Origin of the sequence: Streptomyces sp. NPDC088252, assembly GCF_044740965.1 — a bacterium.
GTDB lineage: Bacteria > Actinomycetota > Actinomycetes > Streptomycetales > Streptomycetaceae > Streptomyces.
This window is the reverse complement of the sequence record NZ_JBIURS010000002.1, coordinates 384,459-403,828: the sequence shown is the minus strand read 5'-3', so window position 1 is coordinate 403,828 and position 19,370 is coordinate 384,459. Positions and strand designations below refer to the sequence as shown.

14 protein-coding genes and 1 pseudogene are annotated in these 19,370 nt (G+C 72.6%); 5 read left to right on the top strand and 10 right to left on the bottom strand.

The window, feature by feature from the left end; translation table 11 throughout:
- Positions 1-10: 10 nt before the first annotated feature.
- Positions 11-1,543, top strand: coding sequence for a DEAD/DEAH box helicase (locus ACIOHC_RS05615; protein ID WP_351071759.1), 1,533 nt, complete (start codon positions 11-13; stop codon positions 1,541-1,543).
- Between the two features lie 18 nt (positions 1,544-1,561).
- Here the strand turns inward: ACIOHC_RS05615 and ACIOHC_RS05610 are convergent, their stop codons facing one another.
- Together ACIOHC_RS05610 and ACIOHC_RS05605 are read right to left on the bottom strand one after the other, a co-directional pair.
- On the bottom strand, positions 1,562-3,460 hold the full coding sequence (locus ACIOHC_RS05610; RefSeq protein ID WP_351071757.1) for a LamG-like jellyroll fold domain-containing protein: 1,899 nt from the start codon (positions 3,458-3,460) through the stop codon (positions 1,562-1,564).
- A 204-nt stretch (positions 3,461-3,664) separates the two neighbouring features.
- On the bottom strand, positions 3,665-4,429 hold the full coding sequence (locus ACIOHC_RS05605) for an SDR family oxidoreductase (RefSeq protein WP_365689503.1): 765 nt from the start codon (positions 4,427-4,429) through the stop codon (positions 3,665-3,667).
- Between the two features lie 619 nt (positions 4,430-5,048).
- Here ACIOHC_RS05605 and ACIOHC_RS05600 point away from each other — a divergent pair.
- Positions 5,049-6,551 carry an alpha/beta hydrolase gene (locus tag ACIOHC_RS05600; protein WP_401841574.1) on the top strand — a complete coding sequence of 501 codons (1,503 nt, stop codon included), beginning with the start codon at positions 5,049-5,051 and terminating at the stop codon, positions 6,549-6,551.
- A gap of 160 nt (positions 6,552-6,711) precedes the next feature.
- On the opposite strand, the gene ACIOHC_RS05595 is transcribed toward ACIOHC_RS05600, so the two are convergent.
- Positions 6,712-7,284 (bottom strand): TetR family transcriptional regulator C-terminal domain-containing protein, encoded by a 573-nt coding sequence (locus ACIOHC_RS05595; RefSeq protein ID WP_351071751.1) that lies wholly within the window; start codon positions 7,282-7,284, stop codon positions 6,712-6,714.
- An 87-nt stretch (positions 7,285-7,371) separates the two neighbouring features.
- Between ACIOHC_RS05595 and ACIOHC_RS05590 the strand changes: the two genes are divergently transcribed.
- Positions 7,372-8,541 (top strand): FAD-dependent monooxygenase, encoded by a 1,170-nt coding sequence (locus ACIOHC_RS05590; protein WP_401841570.1) that lies wholly within the window; start codon positions 7,372-7,374, stop codon positions 8,539-8,541.
- A 187-nt stretch (positions 8,542-8,728) separates the two neighbouring features.
- Here ACIOHC_RS05590 and ACIOHC_RS05585 read toward each other — a convergent pair.
- Positions 8,729-9,355, bottom strand: a pseudogene (locus ACIOHC_RS05585) (phosphoribosyltransferase); the annotation flags it as partial.
- A gap of 116 nt (positions 9,356-9,471) precedes the next feature.
- On the opposite strand from ACIOHC_RS05585, the gene ACIOHC_RS05580 reads away from it, so the two are divergent.
- The gene (locus ACIOHC_RS05580; protein WP_351071746.1) at positions 9,472-10,290 is read left to right on the top strand and encodes an HAD-IIA family hydrolase; all 819 of its coding nucleotides are present in this window, start codon (positions 9,472-9,474) and stop codon (positions 10,288-10,290) included.
- 95 nt (positions 10,291-10,385) lie between these two features.
- On the opposite strand, the gene ACIOHC_RS05575 is transcribed toward ACIOHC_RS05580, so the two are convergent.
- Positions 10,386-11,183, bottom strand: coding sequence for a VOC family protein (locus tag ACIOHC_RS05575; protein ID WP_351071744.1), 798 nt, complete (start codon positions 11,181-11,183; stop codon positions 10,386-10,388).
- A gap of 686 nt (positions 11,184-11,869) precedes the next feature.
- Between ACIOHC_RS05575 and ACIOHC_RS05570 the strand changes: the two genes are divergently transcribed.
- A complete protein-coding gene (locus tag ACIOHC_RS05570; protein ID WP_351071742.1) occupies positions 11,870-12,805 on the top strand; it encodes an ion transporter in 936 nt (311 codons plus the stop codon).
- A gap of 83 nt (positions 12,806-12,888) precedes the next feature.
- On the opposite strand, the gene ACIOHC_RS05565 is transcribed toward ACIOHC_RS05570, so the two are convergent.
- The 5 genes from ACIOHC_RS05565 to ACIOHC_RS05545 form a co-directional block, all read right to left on the bottom strand.
- The gene (locus tag ACIOHC_RS05565) at positions 12,889-13,635 is read right to left on the bottom strand and encodes a DUF4118 domain-containing protein (protein ID WP_351071739.1); all 747 of its coding nucleotides are present in this window, start codon (positions 13,633-13,635) and stop codon (positions 12,889-12,891) included.
- Between the two features lie 208 nt (positions 13,636-13,843).
- Complete coding sequence (locus ACIOHC_RS05560) at positions 13,844-14,530, bottom strand: response regulator transcription factor (protein ID WP_351071737.1); 687 nt, start codon at positions 14,528-14,530, stop codon at positions 13,844-13,846.
- Positions 14,527-15,786 (bottom strand): sensor histidine kinase, encoded by a 1,260-nt coding sequence (locus ACIOHC_RS05555; protein ID WP_401841565.1) that lies wholly within the window; start codon positions 15,784-15,786, stop codon positions 14,527-14,529. Before ACIOHC_RS05555 ends, ACIOHC_RS05560 begins: the two co-directional genes overlap by 4 nt.
- Before the next feature lie 106 nt (positions 15,787-15,892).
- A complete protein-coding gene (locus tag ACIOHC_RS05550) occupies positions 15,893-18,100 on the bottom strand; it encodes an MMPL family transporter (protein ID WP_401841562.1) in 2,208 nt (735 codons plus the stop codon).
- Between the two features lie 678 nt (positions 18,101-18,778).
- Positions 18,779-19,255 carry a CAP domain-containing protein gene (locus tag ACIOHC_RS05545; protein ID WP_389636107.1) on the bottom strand — a complete coding sequence of 159 codons (477 nt, stop codon included), beginning with the start codon at positions 19,253-19,255 and terminating at the stop codon, positions 18,779-18,781.
- Between the last annotated feature and the right edge of the window lie 115 nt (positions 19,256-19,370).

Below are 19,370 nucleotides of genomic sequence, written 5' to 3'. Positions count from 1 at the left end.
AGGGTTCCGTATGAACCGCGACCGCACAACCCGCTCGAACGACCGAAACTCCCGCACCCGCTCCGGCGGCGGATTCCGCTCGCAGTCCCCGACCCGCCAGGGCGTCGGCCGTTACGGCACCGCCCAGCGTTCCGGTGGTTCCGGCCGCAGGCCCGCTGCCGAGCAGGGCGAGTTCGCGCTGCCGAAGACCATCACCCCGGCGCTGCCGGCCGCCGCGGCCTTCGCGGAGCTAGACCTGCCCGCGCCCCTGCTGGCCGCGCTCGCCGCCGAGGGCGTCACCACGCCGTTCCCGATCCAGGGGGCCACCCTGCCGAACTCGCTCGCGGGGCGCGACGTGCTGGGCCGCGGCCGGACCGGTTCCGGCAAGACGCTCGCCTTCGGCCTGGCCCTGCTGGCCCGTACCGCGGGCAACCGGGCCGACGCCCGCCGCCCGCTGGCCCTGGTCCTCGTCCCCACCCGGGAGCTGGCCCAGCAGGTCACCGACGCGCTCACCCCGTACGCCCGCTCGCTCAAGCTGCGCATGGCCACCGTCGTCGGCGGCATGTCGATCGGCCGACAGGCCTCCGCCCTGCGCGGCGGTGCCGAGGTCGTCGTCGCCACACCCGGCCGGCTCAAGGACCTCATCGAGCGCGGCGACTGCCACCTCGACCGGGTCGCCGTCACCGTCCTCGACGAGGCCGACCAGATGGCCGACATGGGGTTCATGCCGCAGGTCACCGAGCTGCTCGACCTGGTGCTGCCGGGGGGCCAGCGAATGCTGTTCTCGGCGACTCTGGACCGCAACGTCGACCTGCTGGTCCGCCGCTATCTGCACGACCCGGTGGTCCACTCGGTCGACCCGGCGGCCGGTGCCGTGACGACGATGGAGCACCATGTGCTCTACGTGCAGGGCGCCGACAAGTACGCCACCACGACCGAGATCGCGGCCCGCGACGGCCGGGTGATCATGTTCCTGGACACCAAGCACGCAGTGGACAAGCTCACCGATCATCTGCTCAACAGCGGGGTGCGGGCCGCCGCGCTGCACGGCGGCAAGTCCCAGCCGCAGCGCACCCGCACCTTGACCCGGTTCAAGACAGGGCACGTCACGGTGCTGGTCGCCACGAACGTCGCGGCGCGTGGCATCCACATCGACAACCTCGACCTGGTGGTCAACGTCGACCCGCCGAGCGACCACAAGGACTACCTGCACCGCGGCGGGCGCACCGCCCGCGCCGGTGAGTCCGGCAGCGTCGTCACGCTGGTGCTGCCGGGCCAGCGCCGTGAGATGACCCGGCTGATGACCGACGCCGGGATCGTCCCGAAGATCGCCCAGGTCCGCTCCGGCGAGGCCGAGCTGAGCCGGATCACCGGCGCGCAGACGCCCTCGGGGGTGCCCGTCACCGTCACCGCCCCGGTGACCGAGCGGGCCAGGAGCGGCGCACCGTCGTCCCGTGGCCGGCGCGGTCGTCCCGTCCGGTCCGGGCAGTCGCGCCGCTCGGACCTGCCCACGCCGGAGGCGCGCGCCGCCGCCAAGCAGCGCCGCACCAACCGGGCGGGGTGACCCCGCGGCCGTGCCGCCTCAGGCGATCATGAAGTCCTTTGCGGGCAGGGCGCGTTCGACGATCCGGATGTCGCCGAGCCAGCCGTGCATCAGCTGGTCGAGCCTGCCCCCGTACTCGTAGGCGCCGAGCAGCCAGGGCAGGCCCGCGGTGGCGAGACCGGCGGCGCGGGTGGCGGGATTGCGGGCGACGACGCAGCCGTCCACGTACATCGTCGTGTGCTTCGCGTCATTGACGACCGCCACATGCCACCACCGTTCCCGCGGCAGCTCATGGCTCCAGTTGGTGACAGCCCCCGCCTGGTTCAGAGGCGCCGCCGCCCACTGGAGCCCGGGGCCGTCCGACACGGAGAGGGTGGCGACGGGCTCCTCCGGGTCGCCGGAGGTCTTGCCCGCGGCCCCGAGCGTGCCGCGGCGGCTGAGTACGGCGCCCCAGGCGTTGCGTCCGGCGTCCCAGTCGGCGGGGAGGCGGAGGAAGGCCTCGATGGTGTAACCGGCTCTGAACGTCTTGGTGTTGAGCGGTGCGTTGTTCTCCGTGCGCAGATACGCGCCGCGCAGCGGGGGCTTCGAGCCGTCGAAGTAGAGGCTGCCATGGCCGGGCTGGTCGGGGTGGTGGCCGGTGGACCAGCGCAGCGCGTCGGGCGCACCGCCGGGGACGACTTCGCGGAGCAGGTCGTTGCGGTGCCCGGAGAGATCGGGGACACGCAGGTTCGCGTCGGCGGCGGAACCGTCCTGGTGCGAGGGGGAGTCGAAGCGCCAGTAGGCGACGGTGCCCGGTATCAGCAGCTGCTTCGCCGGACGGGGGCCTCGCACGGGCACGGGCGCGAAGCCCGCGAACCGCTTCTCGAAGTCGATGGGGACGGCGAAGCGGTCCTGCGGTCCGGTCAGTTCGATCTCGCCGCGCTCCAGCTCGTTGAGCTTCTCGCCCGCCCGGCCGAGGACCCACGGGGAGACCGTCTCCACGTCGATGGTGTTCCTGGCCAGGTCGAAGCGGTAGAGGCGGATCATCGCGCTGCCGCCGTAGTAGCGGTTCTGATAGTTGGCGATGTGCAGGTGGACGTCGTTGCCCGCGGCGTTCTTGCGGGTGGTGCGTCCGGCTGGCCAGTAGTGGCCGTTGAGGGTGAGGAAGATCTGGTCGTGCCCGGCTATCAGCTCGTCCCACAGCTGGTTTCCGTGGTCGGAGAATTCGGCCTCGTCGCCGTCCGCGTTCGCGTACACCAGCTCGTGGGTGGTGAGGACGACCGGCGTGTCCGGGTGCTGGGCGATCACGTTCTTCGCCCAGGCGAGACCGGCCGCCGACGGCCGCCAGTCGAGCGCCAGCACCAGCCACTCGCGACCGGCGGCGTGGAACAGGTGGTACGTGTTGTAGCCGTCCGGGGTCGCGCCGCCGAACGTCGGCAGGCGCCGCATGCGCTGCGGGCCGAACGTGTCCAGGTACGGGGTGCGACCGCGCTGGTCGTCGGTGGACGACTTGATGTCGTGGTTGCCGGCGACGACGCTGTAGCCGACCCGGCGTCGGTCGAGCAGCCCGAACGCCTCGCCGATCGCCGCGAATTCGCCCGCCTGACCGCTCTCGGTGAGGTCACCCAGATGGGACAGGAAGACGATGTTCTCGTCGCGCCCGTGTTCGAGGACGTAACGCAACGATGCCTCGACCGGCGCCTTGTCGATGCTCGCCCCGTCGAAGAGGTACTGGGTGTCCGGCATGACGACGAGCGTGAATCTGGGGCTCTTGGGGTCCGGCCGCCAACCGGCCGTGACGGCACCGGCGTTCTGCTGGGGAAGAGCCGCGGCGGGAGTGGCGGACACGAGCCCCGTGGCCGCGGTGGCGGCGCCGGTGAGTGCGGTGGCCCGCAGGAACGTACGACGGCTGGCGCCGGGCAGAAGCGGTCCGTCGGGCTGGTGGAGGGGGCTGCACATGGATGTCTCCGCGGGGACGAACGTCGAGGGGGTTCGTCTGCAAGCTAGCCGCCGGGCGGGGGAGGAACCGGCCCGTAAGGGCGACAGCCGGGCGAAGACTCCATGAACTGCACAACGCCGGACGGCGGGGCGGGGATGCCGTGCCCTGGTCGGTGGGACGGACTCGCAGGGCCGGCCCTGCGAGTCCGAAGCGCCCCGCCCCCGTCACCGTCCGCCCGCGACCCGGAGCACCGCTCCGGTCACATAGGACGCCTCGGGCGACAGCAGCCACGCGATGGCGGCCGCGATCTCCGGGGCGGTTCCGACGCGGCCGAGCGGGATGCCGGGGACGGCGGCGTCCGCGCGGCCCGGGTCGCCCGCCGTGGCGTGCATGTCGGTGTCGATCATTCCCGGGGCGACCGCGTTGACCCGGATGCCGTCGGCCCCCAGTTCCTTGGACAGCCCGATCGTCAGGGTGTCCGTCGCCCCCTTCGTGGCGGCGTAGTGGACGAAGTCCCCGGGGCTGCCGAGGGTGGCGGCGGCCGAGGAGACATTGACGATCGCTCCGGACCCGGTGGCCGCCATGTCCTGCGCGGCCCGGCGGCAGCACAGCAGACAGCCGAGGACGTTCACGTCGAGGACCTGACGCAGCGTCCGGGTGGGGGTGTCGACGAGCCGCCCCAGAGGGCCCGTCACTCCCGCGTTGTTGACCAGCCCGGTGACGGGGCCGAGCTGCGCGGCGGCGGTGTCGAAGAGCCGTTCCACGTCGGCCTCCACGGAGGTGTCCACCCGCACCGTGACGCAGCGTGCCCCCGCGGCCCGGACCGCCGCCGCGGTCCGCTCGGCGGCCTCGGCGTCGCTCACGAAACCCAGGGCGAGGTCATGCCCCTCGGACGCGAGGCGGACACAGGTCGCGGCACCGATGCCGCGGCTGCCACCGGTGACGACGGTGACGGGCCGCGACGACGCGGTGGTGCTGTTGACTGACACTGGAGGAACCTCTCGCTCGGGTCATGCCTGTCACGCCGTACGGGGATTCTACGGAGAGCGCCTGCGGGGGAGCCCTTGCGACGAAGGCCCCGGCGGGGGACGACCGGGCCCGTGCGCGCCCCGGCGCCTGCTGTTGGAGTGGTGCCGGACGGGCCGTTGGCGTGGTGTGCGGCACCGGGCGGACGCGGTGCCTAGGGTCGACGGCTGACGGACCGCTGCCGGCGTGAACCGGGTTGAATCGCCCGACGCCCGGTGACGGCCCCTCCTCAACGGCGTTCCTCTGCCATCGCCTCGCATTGCGGTGGCAGGGGACGCCGACCGTCGTCGCCGGCGCCCGGTCGCGGGGCCGGGCCGCGGCCGTCGGTCCCGTCACGGCTCCCGAGGGGCCCGCCCTCCCCGCCCGCCGGTTCGCCGGCCCGGTCGGGAGGTCCACGGCCGAAGAACGTGGCGAGCGGCCCCTACGGGACAGCCCTCAGCGCCGCGCGACCCGCTGTTCTCGCGGTGAGTTCTCAGCAGGGACAACCACCGATTTCTGGACGGGAGTTCGGGGGATATCCCCACCGGTTGCCGTCGTGCCTCCCGGATGGGCCAGGGCTCTCGGTTCAACAAGGCTTGCAGCATGACGACGTACCGCAGATCCGCAGCGTTCATCGCCCTGTCCGTCACCGTTGCCGCCACCGCTCTCACCGGAGCCGCGGCCCCGCCGGCCCACGCCGGCAGCGCCTTACCCGCACTCGACTGGCGGCCCTGCGCCGAGTCCGGCGGCCCCGCCGCGCAGGAGTGCGCCGAGCTGCCCGTACCGCTCGACTACCGGTCCCCGGACGGTCCGCAGCTCACCCTCGCCGTGACCCGGCTGCGCAGCGACCGCCCCTCGGCACGGCGCGGCACGCTGCTGGTGATCCCCGGTGGCCCCGGCTCGTCCGGGGTGCAGCGGGTGACGCAGAAGGGGGAGGAACTGCGGCGGGAGACGGCCGGGCAGTACGACATCGTGAGCCTCGACCCGCGTGGCGTCGGCGGCAGCACGAAGGCGAGCTGCGGGCTCGCCCCGGAGGACCGGGAGATGGTGAACCTGCGGTCCTGGCCCGCAGCCGACGGTTCGATCACCGAGAACGTGGAGCGGTCGCGGCGGATCGCGCAAGCGTGTGCCCGCAACGGGGGAGCGGTGCTGCGGAGCCTGACCACGGCCAACGAGGTGCGGGACATCGAACGCTTCCGGCAGGCGCTGGGCGAGGAGAAGCTGTCGGCCTGGGGGTCCTCGTACGGCACGTATGTGGGCGCCGTGTACGCCCAGAAGTACGGGCGGCACACGGACCGCCTGGTGCTGGACAGCAGCGGCGACCCCGACCCGTCCCGCGTCGAGAAGGGCTGGCTGGCGAACATGGCGGTGGGCGCGGACGACCGCTTCCCCGATTTCGCACGATGGGCCGCGGATCCCGCCCGGGAGGCGGAGGGGCTGCGGCTGGCCGAACGCGCCGAGGAGGTGCGGCCGTTGGTCCTGGAGCTGGCGGCGCGACTGGACCGCGAGCCGAAGGAGTCCACCACGGCGGGCGTCCCGCTGACCGGCAACCGGCTGCGACAGGCGATCCAGCTCGCCCTGTACCGGGACAGCGCCTTCGCCCGGTTGGCCGGGCTCGTCCAGGAGGCCCGGGACGCGTCGGTGAAGCCCGTCCTGCCCGCCGAACTGGCCGGGCCGATGCCGGACCAGGACGCGGCGGTCACGGTCGGTGTGATCTGCAACGACGTGCGCTGGTCGGGCAGCGTGCCGTCGTACCGGCGCGCCGTCGCCGTCGACCGCGTGAAGCACCCGCTCACCGCCGGAATGACGGCGAACATCACTCCGTGCGCCTTCTGGAAGGACGCCCCCGCGGACCGGCCGACCAGGATCACGGACGAGGGACCGTCCAACATCCTGATGATCCAGGGCCTGCGCGACCCGGCGACCCCGTATTCCGGCGCCCTGAAGATGCGCGAGGCCTTCGGCGACCGGGCCCGCCTCGTCGCCGTCGACCACGGAGGACACGGCGTCTACCTGGGCAACGGCAACGCCTGTGGCGACAGCGCGGTCACCACGTTCCTGACGACGGGGGTGCGGCCGGAGCGGGACGCGTACTGCGCGGACTGAGCGGGCCGAAGGCCACCCGACAGGCTCTGAGTGGGCCGGGGCGGCGCGGTGAGCGGTCCGGGCCGGGCGGTGCGGGCCCGGCCCGCCGTCCGTTCTCCCGGCCCCCTGTTCCGTGGCTCGCTCTCCCGGTCGGCTGATCGTGGCCCGTTCTCCCGGCCCGCTATCCCCCGGCGGACTCCCGCAGGGCCGCCGTGACCAGCCCCCGGATCTCCTCGCGGGGCACGCCCCCACCGCCGACCAACCGGTCGAAGACCAGTCCGTCCACGCATGCCAGCAGGGTGAGGGTGCGGCCCTCGACGTCGGCGACACCGTGTGCGGCCAGGAACTCCCGCACACGGTCCCGGGCCGCGTTCTCGCGCGGCACGAGGATCTCGCGCAGCTCCGGATGGCGCACGCTCTCGACGGCGCAGGCATGGCGCGCGATCGTCCGCCGCCGTCCCTCCCCCGAGAGCCGCCGCTCGACGAACGCGGCGAGCCCGTCCGTCAGGTCGTCCGTGTCCCGTGGCACCGGTGCGTCCTCCCCGGCCGTACGGAGCTCCGCCTGGTCGATGGCGACGAGCCGGCGGACGAGCGCGGTGAGCAGCGCCTGGCGCGTGCGGAAGTACGCCGAGGTCGTCCCGGGCGGCAGGCCCGCCGCCCGGTCCACGGCCCGGTGGGTCAGGCCCCGCATCCCGGAATCGGCCAGCACGCCGATGGCCGCGTCGGCGAGGACGGTGCGTCGATCTGTTGTCACCACCCCTTTCTACACCTGTAGAGAGCGGGCGATATCCTCCTTCTACAGCTGTAGAAAGCCGTGGTGCGGCGGACGAGGGGATCTGACATGGGCAAGAGCGCGGTGGTCGTCGGCGGCGGAATCGGCGGTCTCTCGGCCGCGATCGGACTGCGTCTCATCGGCTGGGAGGTGACGGTCGTCGAACGCTCCCGGGTCCTCGACGACGCCGGCGCGGGCATCTCCCTGCACGCGAACGGCATCCGGGCCCTGGACGTGCTCGGCGTGGGCGAGGCGGTACGCGTGGCCGCGCGGCCCCAGTACACCGGGGGCACCCGCACCCCGGACGGCCGCCGGCTCGCGGGGATGGACGGGGCCGCACTGGAGCGCGAGCTGGGAACCCCGATCGTCGGCATCCCCCGCGCCACACTCCACCGCCTGTTGCGCGAGGCCCTGCCGCCCGGGTCCCTGGTCGTCGGAGCCGAGGTGAGGGGCGTCGAGGGGACCGGGCCCGATCGGGTGCGGGCGCGCTTCGGCGAGGCCGCCCTCGACGCGGATCTGGTCGTGGCCGCCGACGGCGTGTCCAGCCGGCTGCGCGGTCTGCTCTTCCCCGGCCACCCCGGCCCCGTCCACAGCGGGGCGACGGTCCTGCGCGCCATCACCGAGCGCCCCATCGATCTGCGGAGCGATTTCGAACTGACCTGGGGCCGGGGCGCCGAGTTCGGCCACATCGCCTTCGCCGACGGCCGGGCCGAGTGGCACGCGGTGCTCAACGCGCCCGCCGGTCTGCGCCACCCGGATCCCCTCGCCGAGGTGCGCCGCCGGTTCGGCGACTGGCACGCCCCCGTCCCCGCCCTGCTGGAGGCGACAAGGCCCGATGCCGTCCTGCACCACGACGTGAACGAACTGGTGACCCCGCTGCCCTCCTACACCGCCGGCCGCGTCGTCCTCCTGGGCGACGCCGCCCATGCCATGACACCCCATCTCGGCCAGGGGGCCTGCCAGGCGCTGGAGGACGCGGTGACGCTGGCCGCCGCGCTGTCGGCCGAGGACACCGTCGAGGCCGCACTGCTGCGCTACGACGCCGAGCGCCGGCCCCGCAGTCAGTCGGTCGCCCGCGCCGCGCGCCGGGCCGGACGGATGGGCCAGCAGCTGAGCCATCCGGTCGCGGTCGCCGTGCGCAACACCGCGCTCCGGCTGGCGCCGTCCGGCGCGACGGTCCGTACGATCCTGCGCCATGCCGCGTGGACGCCTCCGGAGTTGGTCCGCCGGGGCGCCTGACCCCGCCCGACGCCGGTCCCCGACGCCGGTCCCCGACGCCGGTCCCCGACGCCGGTCCCCGACGCCGGCCCCGGGGGCGGCGTCGGGGCGGTTCGAGAGCCGCGCGCGGGCATGGAGGAGCGATGCCGGGTGTCGGCCGGTCGTCGGTCGCTCAGTCGGTGCCCGGCGTCGCGTGTCCGCTGTACTCGGCCTGGGCCAGCAGGGAGACGACCTCCTCGTCGGAGGTCTGCGAGAAGTCGCGGTACCACTCGCCGACGGCGTAGAACAGGTGCGGCGTCGACAGGCACACCACTTCGTCCGCGGTCTCCCGCAGCCGGGCGACCGCGTCGGGCGGCGCCACCGGTACGGCCGCCACCAGGCGCGCCGGATGCTGGGCCCGTACGACCCGGCAGGCCGCCGCGGCCGTCGCACCGGTCGCGACGCCGTCGTCCACGACGATCACGGTCCGGCCTTCGAGCGGAGTCCGCGGCCGGCCCGCGCGGTAGGCCTGCGCCCGTCGCACGAGCTCCGCCGTCTCGACCCGTTCGATCGCCGCGAGGTCCTGCTTCCCGACCCGGACATGACTGACGACGTCCTCGTTGATGACCCGTACTCCGCCCTCCCCGATGGCGCCGAACGCCACCTCCTCGTGGTGCGGCACACCGAGCTTGCGGACCACGATCACATCGAGTCGGGCGCCGAGCATCTGTGCCACCTGGAACGCCACGGGGACGCCGCCGCGGGGCAGACCCAGCACGACGGGGTTCTCCCGCTCCAGATGCCGCAGCGCCTCGGCCAGTTGCGCTCCCGCGTCCACGCGGTCGGCGAACAGCACGACGGTTTCACCCCCAACCGGGGGAGACGGGGCCGCAGGGGTGCACGCCCCACCTGCTCCCTACTTCGAAACAACCCCATGTGCGGTGGCGGCGCAACTCGGGCAGGGTCGACCGTATGGAAGGAATCGGAGCGGTCCTGATCGACATCGACGGTGTGCTCACGGTGTCCTGGAAGCCCCTGCCCGGCACCGTGGCCGCCATGGAACGGCTGCGCGAGGCGGGCATCCCGCTGGTGCTGGTCACCAACACCACCTCCCGCACCCGCGCCTCGATCGCCGGGAAGCTGGTGGGCGAGGGCTTCCCCGTCTCCGCCGACGACATCCTCACCGCCCCCGCCGTCACCGCCGCTCACCTGCGGGAACACCATCCCGGGGCCCGCTGCCTGCTGATCAGCACCGGTGACGTCCGGGACGATCTGACGGGTGTGACACTCGTGGACGGGGACGAGGAGGACGCCGGTGGCGGCGGGGCCCCGGACGTGGTGATCCTCGGCGGGGCCGGGGACGCCTTCAGCTACGCGGCGCTCAACCGCGCCTTCCGCCACGTGCGGCGCGGTGCCCGGCTCGTCGCCATGCACCGGAACATGTACTGGCGCACGGCCGCCGGGCTCGACCTCGACACCGGGGCCTTCCTCCTGGGGCTGGAGCGGGCCGCCCGCGTCGAGGCGGAGATCACCGGCAAACCCGCCGGGTCGTTCTTCGCCACGGCCCTGGCACACCTCGGCGCCACCGCGCCCCACGCCCTGATGATCGGCGACGACATCGAGTCCGACGTCCTGGCGGCCCAGCGCGCCGGGCTCACCGGTGTGCTCGTCAGGACCGGCAAGTACCTCCCCGAGACGCACCGGGCGGCCGACGGCACCCCGGACCATGTGATCGACTCCTTCGCCGACCTCCCGGCCCTGCTGGAACGCCTGGGGACGTCAGAACCGTGAGGAACCGGCGGGACCACGCGAACGCCGGGGCCCCGCACCGGCCCGCACGGCGAGGCGGCCGGGACCCGGACCATGGTCCCGACGACCCTGTCGGGTCAGGACACCGGTGAGGTCTCGGGCACCTCGCCCTCGGTCGTGTGGACGTCGATGACGGAGAACGCCGCGCCCTGCGGGTCCGTCAGCGCGGCGAAACGGCCGAACGGGATGGTCATCGGGCCGAACCGCAGGATCGCGCCGCGCTCGGTCGCCCTCGCCACGGCGGCGTCGCAGTCCGCGACGGTGAAGTACACGTTCATGTGCGGTGGCACCTCGGGCGGGAATTCGTCGCCCATCCTCATCCGCCCCATGACCGTCTTGTCGCCCAGGTTGAACATCCTGAAGTCGATCTGCTCGTCCGCGATCTTCACCATGCTGTACGGGAAGACGGCGGAGAAGAAGGCATCGGACTTCTCCGGCTCCCGGGTGAACACCTCGGCCCAGCAGAACGCACCGGGCACGCTCTGGGCCTCGAAGCCCTCGTGCGTGCCCGCCTGCCACACGCCGAAGACGACACCGCTCGGGTCGCGGGCCAGCAGCATCGTGCCGAACTCGCCGACCTGCATGGGGTCCATCAGCGTCTCGCCGCCGTTCTCGCGGATCTTCGCGGCGGTGGCCGCGGCGTCCGGTGAGGCGAGGTACAGGCACCAGGCCGACGGGCCCTCCTGGCCGGGCATCGGAGGTACGACGGCGGCGACCGCCTTGCCGTCGGCGTACGCCTGCGTGTAGTCGCCGAACTCGGACGAGGACTCGCCGAACGTCCAGCCCAGCACATCACTGTAGAAGCGCTTCGCGCCGTCGAGGTCGGGGAACATCGCGTCGGCCCAGCACGGCGTGCCCTCCGGTTGTACAGCCATGACGTCGACTCCTTCGTGCTCGGCGGGTTGCCCGGCGTCTTCACGCTGAGGGCTGTCCCGTAGTCCCTGGCGGGCGCACGACGACAGCTACGACACTTCGCCGCGTTTGTCGGAAACGTACGCATAAATCCAGTATGCGGACGTCCCTTCGTCTTGCGATGCACCGCATCCGACGCCGCGCGCTGCTCCACCAGGGGCTGCGGGACAGCCTTCAGGCGGCCGACCGCCCGCACGCGCGCCGGCGGGGGCCGTCGAACCGTGGCCGGACGTACGCCGTACGACGTACGCCATTGCGTGCAGTGTGCGGCGACCGTACGGTGCGCGGACAGCGCACGGCGCACGGAATGTTCGCGCAAGGGCTACACCGTCGCGGGGGCCGCGCGCCCAAGGTCCACGAGGCGCTCTGCCGTGAGCCGACCGCCGAGTTCGCCGGGGTGGCCATGCCGGAGTTCGGCCCCGCGCGCCGGCGAAGACGGTCTTCGCCGGCCGCCGCGGCGAGGCGGACGGCTGGGATTCCCGTGGTGTTCCACGCCCTGCCCGACGGCTCCCGGTATGTGCACTTCGGAGTGCGGGCCACGGCCAAGTCCGGATGCTGACCCGGGCCAACGCCCTCTAGGATCCACTCCTGTTGGTGAGCGGGAGCCGGCCTGCGGCGAAACGAAGTCTTCGAGGAAACGAATCACACCATGTCCGAACAGGTCGCCGCGGAATTACGGCGTGCAATCGCCGTACACAGCCGCCGTGTCGTGGACTCCTCGGCCTTCGCCGGCACCGTGTTCTGCGTCATCGTGGCCAATGCGGCCCTGCTGGGGGTCGAGACGTACAGCGGCGTCGTGCAGGAGTGGCACGGTGCGCTCAAGGCGACGGAGCATGTCTTTCTCGCCGCGTTCACCGCCGAGATCCTGCTGCGGGCCGCGGCCCACGCCGACCGTCCCAGGGATTTCTTCCGCGACCCCTGGAACGTGTTCGACGTGCTCGTCGTCGCCCTGGCCTTCCTGCCGTTCGCCCGCGAGAACGCCACGGTGCTCCGACTGCTGCGGCTGGCCCGGGTGCTGCGGGCGGCACGATTCCTGCCCCAGCTGCGCATCGTGATCGTGGCGGTCGGCAAGAGCCTGCCCGGCACGCTGAGCTTTCTGCTCGTCGGCGCGCTCCTGCTCTACGTGTACGCCATGGTCGGCTGGGTCTTCTTCTCCGACGACAACCCCGAGCACTTCGGCTCGCTCGGTCGCGCGGCGCTCACGCTCTCCCTCCTCATCACCCTCGACGGCCTCGGGGACGCGGTCCGCGCCGCGCTGGAGATCTCGCGCTGGACGATCGTCTACTTCGCCTCGTTCGTCCTGCTCGGCTCCTTCCTGCTCGTCAACCTCCTCATCGGTGTCGTCATCAACTCCCTTGAGGAGGCACGGGAGTTGGAGAAGGAGCGGGAGCTGGAGGAGAGCGAGGTGCCTTCCGGACGGCCGTTGCGCGCCGATGACGGCACCGAGTCCCTGCGGGCGCAGCTCGCTGCCGCCCGCCGGGCCCTGGACGGCATCGAGGCCAACCTCGCGCCGTCCCGGCAACCGTGCGGCTGCCGGGGCGCGGCCGAGGGGGAACTCGTGGGGGCCGGGGAGCCCGTCCCGTAAGAGCCTGTCCGCCTTACGGCCTGGTGCACGACAGACCGACAGGCTCTGAGGCGGACACAGCCCGTGCCACGGCGGCCGGGCCGTCAGCGGTCCAGCACCGGACCGGCGGTGTCGAGCGCGGCGCCGGCGTGATCGGCGAGGGTCACCGCCACGAGACGGGCCTGCAAGGACGGGACGGTTCCGGGGATGGGCCGGAGCATGAACCGGCCGGAGTAGTGGCCGCCGGCCGAGGCGCGGAGCTCGATCTCGCCCTCCGGCCAGCCGTCGCGGTCGATGTCGCGGCGCCGGTGCCCCACGACGACGGAGCCGTCCTGCTCCAGCCGTGGCGGATGCCCCAGCAGGCTTCCGTACTCGAAACGGCATTCCCGCAGCCGCAGTAGGCCCACGAGCTGCTGCCGCACCCGCTCCACCACCAGGTCGGGAGAGGCGGCGGACTGGACGAGCAGGGCGATGTCGTGGATCCGGGCGAGATGGTCGGCGTCGGTCACGGTGATCACCCGCAGACGACGGGCGTGCGCGGCCAGTTGCGACACCACGAGACCGACGGCCAGGAGCAGGACCGCCGTCTCCACGTTGTCGGTGCCCGTGATGCTGAACCGCTGGTACGGCGGCGTGAGGAAGAAGTCGAACCACGCGGCGGACGACAGCGCCGCGACGGCCCCGGCCCAGCGGTTGCCGATGGCCGAGACGGCCACCACCACGACCACCAGGATCAGGGCCAGATTGGTGCCCGACAGGCTCGTACGGAAGGGCGTCAGCACCAGCGCGGCGAGCAGGGGGCCGACCAGGGCCGCGGCCAGTGCGATGCGGTCACGAAGCGGGAATCCCATGATCCACCTCGCTGTGGTCCAGAGGTGCTCCGGAATGCCGGCCGGTCCGGCCGGCCACTCCAGCATGCCTCCGGACCACCCCGTCCGGATTTCTGGGCCGGATGCCTTGACGCGTTCCTGGCGCGGACCGGACATGGATGGACGCGCGCTCCGCGGAAGGCGGGCGGGCCGCCGCGGCGATGCCCTTCGGCACCGCGCCGCGCCCCCCTCAGCGCCCGTCGCCCGGCTGCGGCGGGTCCACCCGCACCAGGCCCGACTGGTAGGCCATGGCGACGAGTTGGGCCCGGTGCCGGGCTCCCAGCTTGCTCATCGCCCGCCCGACATGGGTGCGTACGGTCAGCGGGCTGACATGCATCCGCTCGGCGATCTCGTCGTTCGACAGCCCCTCGGCGGCCTGCGCCATGACCTCGCGCTCGCGGGCGGTCAGGACGTCCAGTGCTGCGGGCACGGCGGTGCCGCCCTCCGGGCGGGCGAGATAACGGGTGATGAGGGCCCGGGTCGCGGTGGGCGACAGCAGCGTGTCGCCCGAGGCCACCGTGCGGATCGCGTCCAGGAGTTCCTCGGGGCCGACGTCCTTGCCGAGGAAGCCGCTGGCGCCCGCGCGCAGGGCCCGCGCCACGTACTCGTCGATCTCGAACGTGGTGAGGATGAGGATGCGGGTCTCCCGCAGCGCCTCGTCGCGGCAGATCTCCTCGGTCGCCGCCAGCCCGTCGAGGCCCGGCATGCGGATGTCCATGACGACCACGTCCGGCGCGGTGGCGCGGGCCTGTTCCACCGCCTCCCGGCCGTCCGCCGCGACGCCGACGACCTCCATGTCGTCGTTCGAGTCGATCAGCAGCCGGAAGGTTCCGGCCAGCAGCGCCTGGTCATCGGCCAGCAGTACCCGGATGGTCACCGCGCAGTCCTCTCGTTCTCCTGGTGGGGTTCGGGTTCCGCCGTCTCCAGAGGAAGTTCCGTGGTCACTTCGAAACCGCCGCTCGCCCGGTGCCCGGCGGCCAGTCGGCCGCCGACGGACAGGGCCCGTTCCCGCATGCCGATGAGGCCGTACCCGGGCGCGCCCGCCGTCTGCGGCTCGTGTCCGTCGTCGGTGATGGTGAGGGTGAGCAGGCGGCGCGTGTAGCGGAGCCGCACCGAGGCCGTCGCGGAGCCCGCGTGCTTGGTGACGTTGGTCAGCGCTTCCTGCACGATCCGGTACGCGGTCAGGTCCGTGCCCGACGACAGCGCCCGCTTCTCACCCTCCACCGACACCGAGACGGCGAGGCCCGTCCGCTCGAACGAGGCGATCAGCTCCGGGAGCTGCGCCAGCCCGGGGGAGGGTTGCAGAGGCGTCTCCGGATCGCCCTCGCGGCGCAGCAGCCCCACGGTCGCCTTGAGTTCGCGCAGTGCGGAGGAGGTGGTTCCGGCGAGCTGGTCCATCATGTCCTGCGCCTGCTCGGGCCGGCTGCGCAGCAGGTACGCCGCGGTGGCCGCCTGCGCGTGGGCGAGGGCGATGTGATGCGCGACGATGTCGTGGAGCTCGCGGGCGATCCGGGTCCGTTCCTCGCTCACCCGGCGGCGTGCCTCCTCCTCGCGGGTACGTTCCGCCAGTTCCGCCCGTGCCTCCACGGCGGCGACGTGGTCGCGCCGGGTCCGTACCGACTCACCGAAGGTCCCCGCGAGCAGGACGCAGGAAAGGATGCCGATCTGGTTGGGGCGCAGCAAGGAGCCGCCGCCCCAGGTGATGGAGAAGGCGGCGAGGGTGACGGCCGCCCCGGCCGTGTACACCGTGGTCGTGCGGAGGTCCGTACGCAGCGCCAGGAGGTAGAGGGCGACCATGGCGGCGCCCGCGACGCTCGGACTGGGGTCGAACCCGATGCTGTTGCCCATGAGGGCCAGGACGCTGCCGCACACCGTCGTCACCACCACCACCGTGCGCGGATACCGGCGCTGCCCCAGCAGCAGAACGGCGGAGGGCACGACGGCGGCCAGGGAGAAGACGAGCATCGGGGAGCGGACGATCCGGCCGCCGGTCAGGGTGCTGGAGAAGACCGCGAAGACCCACAGCAGCACAGCCACCGCCACCTCGACGGCCCGGGGGTGGCGTCGGGCCCACTGCCACCAGTCGGTGAACACGCAGTCTCTCTTCCTCTTCCGCAGGGTCTGTCCGGCCATCCATGGTCCTCGACTCGGCCGTCCGCCCGCGCGGGGCGGCCGCAGGCCCGTCCGTCCTGCGCACGACGGACGGGCCTGCGGCCGCCTCACGTCACTCCCCCGCGACTCATACGCGTACGGGACCGGGGGCGGGTTCCGCCGTCGGCGCGGGTGCCGCGGCCCCGCCCTGGTCCAGCTTCTCGCCCTCGACGTCCACCTGGGGCAGGAGCTTCCCCAGCCGGCGGGGCAGCCACCACGCCCGGTCGCCGAGCAGGGCGAGCACCGCCGGGACGACCGTCATCCGGACGACGAACGCGTCGAAGAAGACAGCCGTGGCGAGGCCGACACCCATCATCTTGATCATCGACTCGCTCATCCCGATGAACCCGGCGAACACCGCGATCATGATGACGGCCGCGGCTCCGACGACCCGGGCACTGTGCCGGAACCCGGTGACGATCGCCTCGCCGGGCCGCTCCCCGTGCACGTACGCCTCCCGCATCCGGGTCACGAGGAAGACCTCGTAGTCCATCGCCAGACCGAAGACCACCCCGATCAGGAAGATCGGCATCATGCTCATCACGGGTCCGGTCTGCTCGACGCCGAGGGCGTCGGCGAGCCAGCCCCACTGGAAGACCGCGACGATCGTGCCGAAGGCCGCCGTCACGGACAGCAGGAAGCCGAGGGCCGCCTTGAGCGGGACCAGCAGCGAGCGGAAGACGACCATCAGGAGCAGGAAGGCCAGACCGACGACGAGCGCGAGGTAGGGGACCAGCGCATCGGTGACCTTCTGCGACACGTCGATGTTCACCGCGGTCGCACCCGTGACGAGCATCGTCGCACCGGTCTCGGACCGCAGGTCACGAGCCTCGTCGCGGATGGTGTGGACGAGGTCCGTGGTGTCCGCGGAGCTCGGTCCGGTGGCGGGTACGGCGGTGAGCACCGCGGTGTCACCGGCCTTGTTGAAGGCGGGCGGCGTCGCGGCGACGACGCCGTCGGTGGCGCTGAGCCGCTCGGCGGCCCGCGCCGCGGCGGCCTTCGGGTCGTTCGAGCCCTTGGCGTCGACGACCACGGTGAGCGGCCCGTTGAAGCCGGGACCGAAGCCGTGGGCCAGGGCGTCGTAGGCGCGGCGCTGGGTGGTCGAGGTGGACTTCGACTCGTCGCCCGGCATGCCGAGCTGGAGGTCGAGCGCCGGTACCGAGATCAGGCCGAGGCCGAGGACGCCGAGCACCAGGACCGCGAGCGGCCGACGGATCACGAAGCGGGCCCAGCGGGTGCCCGTGTTGGGCCGGTCTCCCTCGGCGCGCTGCCCGCCCCGCGCCTTGCGCTGGGCGCGCGGCAGGACGGCCTTCTGGAAGAAGCCGAGCAGTGCGGGCAGCAGGGTCATCGCCACCAGGACGGCGATCACGACGGTGCTCGCCGCGGCGAGGCCCATCTTCGTGAGGACGGGGATGCCGACCACGGACAGGCCTGCCAGGGCGATGACGACGGTGAGACCGGCGAAGACGACGGCGGATCCCGCCGTTCCCACGGCCCGCGCCGCGGCCTGTTCGGCGCTGTGGCCCTCCGCGCGTTCCGTCCGGTAGCGCGAGACGATGAACAGGGCGTAGTCGATGCCGACCGCGAGCCCCAGCATCAGGGCGAGCGTGGTCGTGGTCGTGGACATCCCGATGGCGACGATCGAGGCCACGCCCACGCCGATGCCGACGATCGCGGTGAGCAGCGGGAGGCCCGCGGCGGCGAGCGATCCGAAGGTGATGAGCAGGACGACCGCGGCGGCGGCGACACCGATGAGTTCGGTCGTGCCGCCGAGCTCTCCCTCCGGCACCAGGGCCGAACCGCCGAGCTCCACGGTCAGGCCCGCGTCCCGCCCGTTCTCGGCGGCGTCCTCCAGCGCCTTGGTGGTGGCGTCGGTGAGGTCGGTGCTCCGTACGTCGTACGAGACGGTGGAGTACGCGGTCGTGCCGTCCTTGCTGACGGCCCCGGCCATGTCGAACGGGTCGAGCGCGCCCTTGACCTGCGAGCCGGCCGCCACGTCCGCGACGATCCTCTCGACGGCGGCCTTGTTCGGGCCCGCGGTGATCTTCTGGCCCTTGGGCGCGACGAAGACGATACGGGCGTCGGCGGCGTTGGAGTTGCCGCCGGGAAAGCGCTGGTCCAGCAGGTCGAACGCCTTCTGCGACTCCGTGCCGGGCATCGAGAACCCGTCCTCGGGGGCGGTCGGCGCCTTGGCCGCCGCGAACGCGCAGGCGGCCAGGACCACCACCCAGAGCAGGGCGACGAGCCGGCGTCTCCGGAAGGAGAAGCGGCCCAGCCGGTAAAGGAAGGTAGCCACGAGGAGGCGCTCCAGTCTGTCTGGGTCGGGCAACGGGTCGGCGGCGCGAATGCCGCGCTCCGGCCGTGCCGGGGCCGCGCCGGGGCACGGCGGGGCCGGAGGAATGCCTCGATCCTTCGTGAACAGGGGCGTCATCGTCGTCGTCCACCTGCATGGAGTCGCACGTACTACCGCTGCCGTACGCGGGGTCTCTGCCGTACCCCTGGAACAGGACGGCGGGGGCGCGTCGTGGGAGCTGCGCGACGTGGGACGGCGTGCGAAGTTCCGTTCGCGTGGCGGGAGATGGAGACGGTGCGGTACGGGTGACGAAATCATCACCCTCTGCACGCGTACGCGCACGTGGGGCAGCCCCCGGCGGTGCACCAACACCATCCGGGGGCCTGCACTCCCCGAACCCCTGGTCCGGCCTCGGCCGCGAGACTCCCGCCCCGCCCCGAACCGGTCGAATGCCGGGCCCCGGGTGAACCACACGTCTTCCGCCCCCTGTTCGGCGAAACCGAATGTGCCCCATGCCGTACCGCCGCCGCCGAACCGGAACCCGAACGCATCCCCTGGCGCGAACGCATCGCGCGCATCAACGGCACACCGACAGCCCTGCCGACCGAGGCCGGACCCCGCCGGTACCGGACCGCAGGCACTTTCCCGGTGCGCGCCTGCGCGCAACCGCGCCCCTGCCCCCTACCTTCCGTCCTTCGCCTGAGCGCGGGGCCGTCCGAAGTCCTGCGTCCAGTAGTTGCCGGGCTGCGCGAGGCCCAGGCCGATTTCCTTGAACGAGCAGTCGAGGATGTTGCGCCGGTGGCCGGGGCTGCTCATCCAGCCGGCCATGACGCTCTCCGGGGTGGTGTAGCCGCGGGCGACGTTCTCGCCGTACGCACTCCGCTCGTACCCGGCGTCCGCGATCCGGTCGCTCGGGGCGGAGCCGTCGGAGCCGGTGTGGGACATGTTCCGGTGGGAGGCCATGTCCGCGCTGTGCTTCCGGGCGGACTTCGTGAGTTTCGTGTTCGTCGTCAAAGAAGGGCAACCGACCGCGCGCCGCACACTGTTGACCAGCGTCAGCAGGCGCGCGGTTTCCTTCTGATGCGAACCGAAGAGGGTCGCGGTGGCGGCGGGCACATCTGCGGCTTCCGCGGTCCCCGCGTGTCCCGTGGTCCCCACGGCTCCCACGGTTCCGAAGGCGACGACAGCAACGGCCATCGATCGGCGGGACATCCTACCGCGGTGCTTCCTCATGTGTGTGACCTCACTCGGTATGCGAAACCCGACAGTCGGT

Excerpts from the sequence above, each read along its gene's own strand:
- ACIOHC_RS05565 (WP_351071739.1), bottom strand. The coding sequence starts at position 13,635 with ATGGGATTCCCGCTTCGTGACCGCATCGCACTGGCCGCGGCCCTGGTC.
- ACIOHC_RS05600 (WP_401841574.1), top strand. The coding sequence starts at position 5,049 with ATGACGACGTACCGCAGATCCGCAGCGTTCATCGCCCTGTCCGTCACC.
- ACIOHC_RS05580 (WP_351071746.1), top strand. The coding sequence starts at position 9,472 with ATGGAAGGAATCGGAGCGGTCCTGATCGACATCGACGGTGTGCTCACG.
- ACIOHC_RS05590 (WP_401841570.1), top strand. The coding sequence starts at position 7,372 with ATGGGCAAGAGCGCGGTGGTCGTCGGCGGCGGAATCGGCGGTCTCTCG.
- ACIOHC_RS05615 (WP_351071759.1), top strand. The coding sequence starts at position 11 with ATGAACCGCGACCGCACAACCCGCTCGAACGACCGAAACTCCCGCACC.
- ACIOHC_RS05555 (WP_401841565.1), bottom strand. The coding sequence starts at position 15,786 with ATGGCCGGACAGACCCTGCGGAAGAGGAAGAGAGACTGCGTGTTCACC.
- ACIOHC_RS05570 (WP_351071742.1), top strand. The coding sequence starts at position 11,870 with ATGTCCGAACAGGTCGCCGCGGAATTACGGCGTGCAATCGCCGTACAC.
- ACIOHC_RS05575 (WP_351071744.1), bottom strand. The coding sequence starts at position 11,183 with ATGGCTGTACAACCGGAGGGCACGCCGTGCTGGGCCGACGCGATGTTC.
- ACIOHC_RS05610 (WP_351071757.1), bottom strand. The coding sequence starts at position 3,460 with ATGTGCAGCCCCCTCCACCAGCCCGACGGACCGCTTCTGCCCGGCGCC.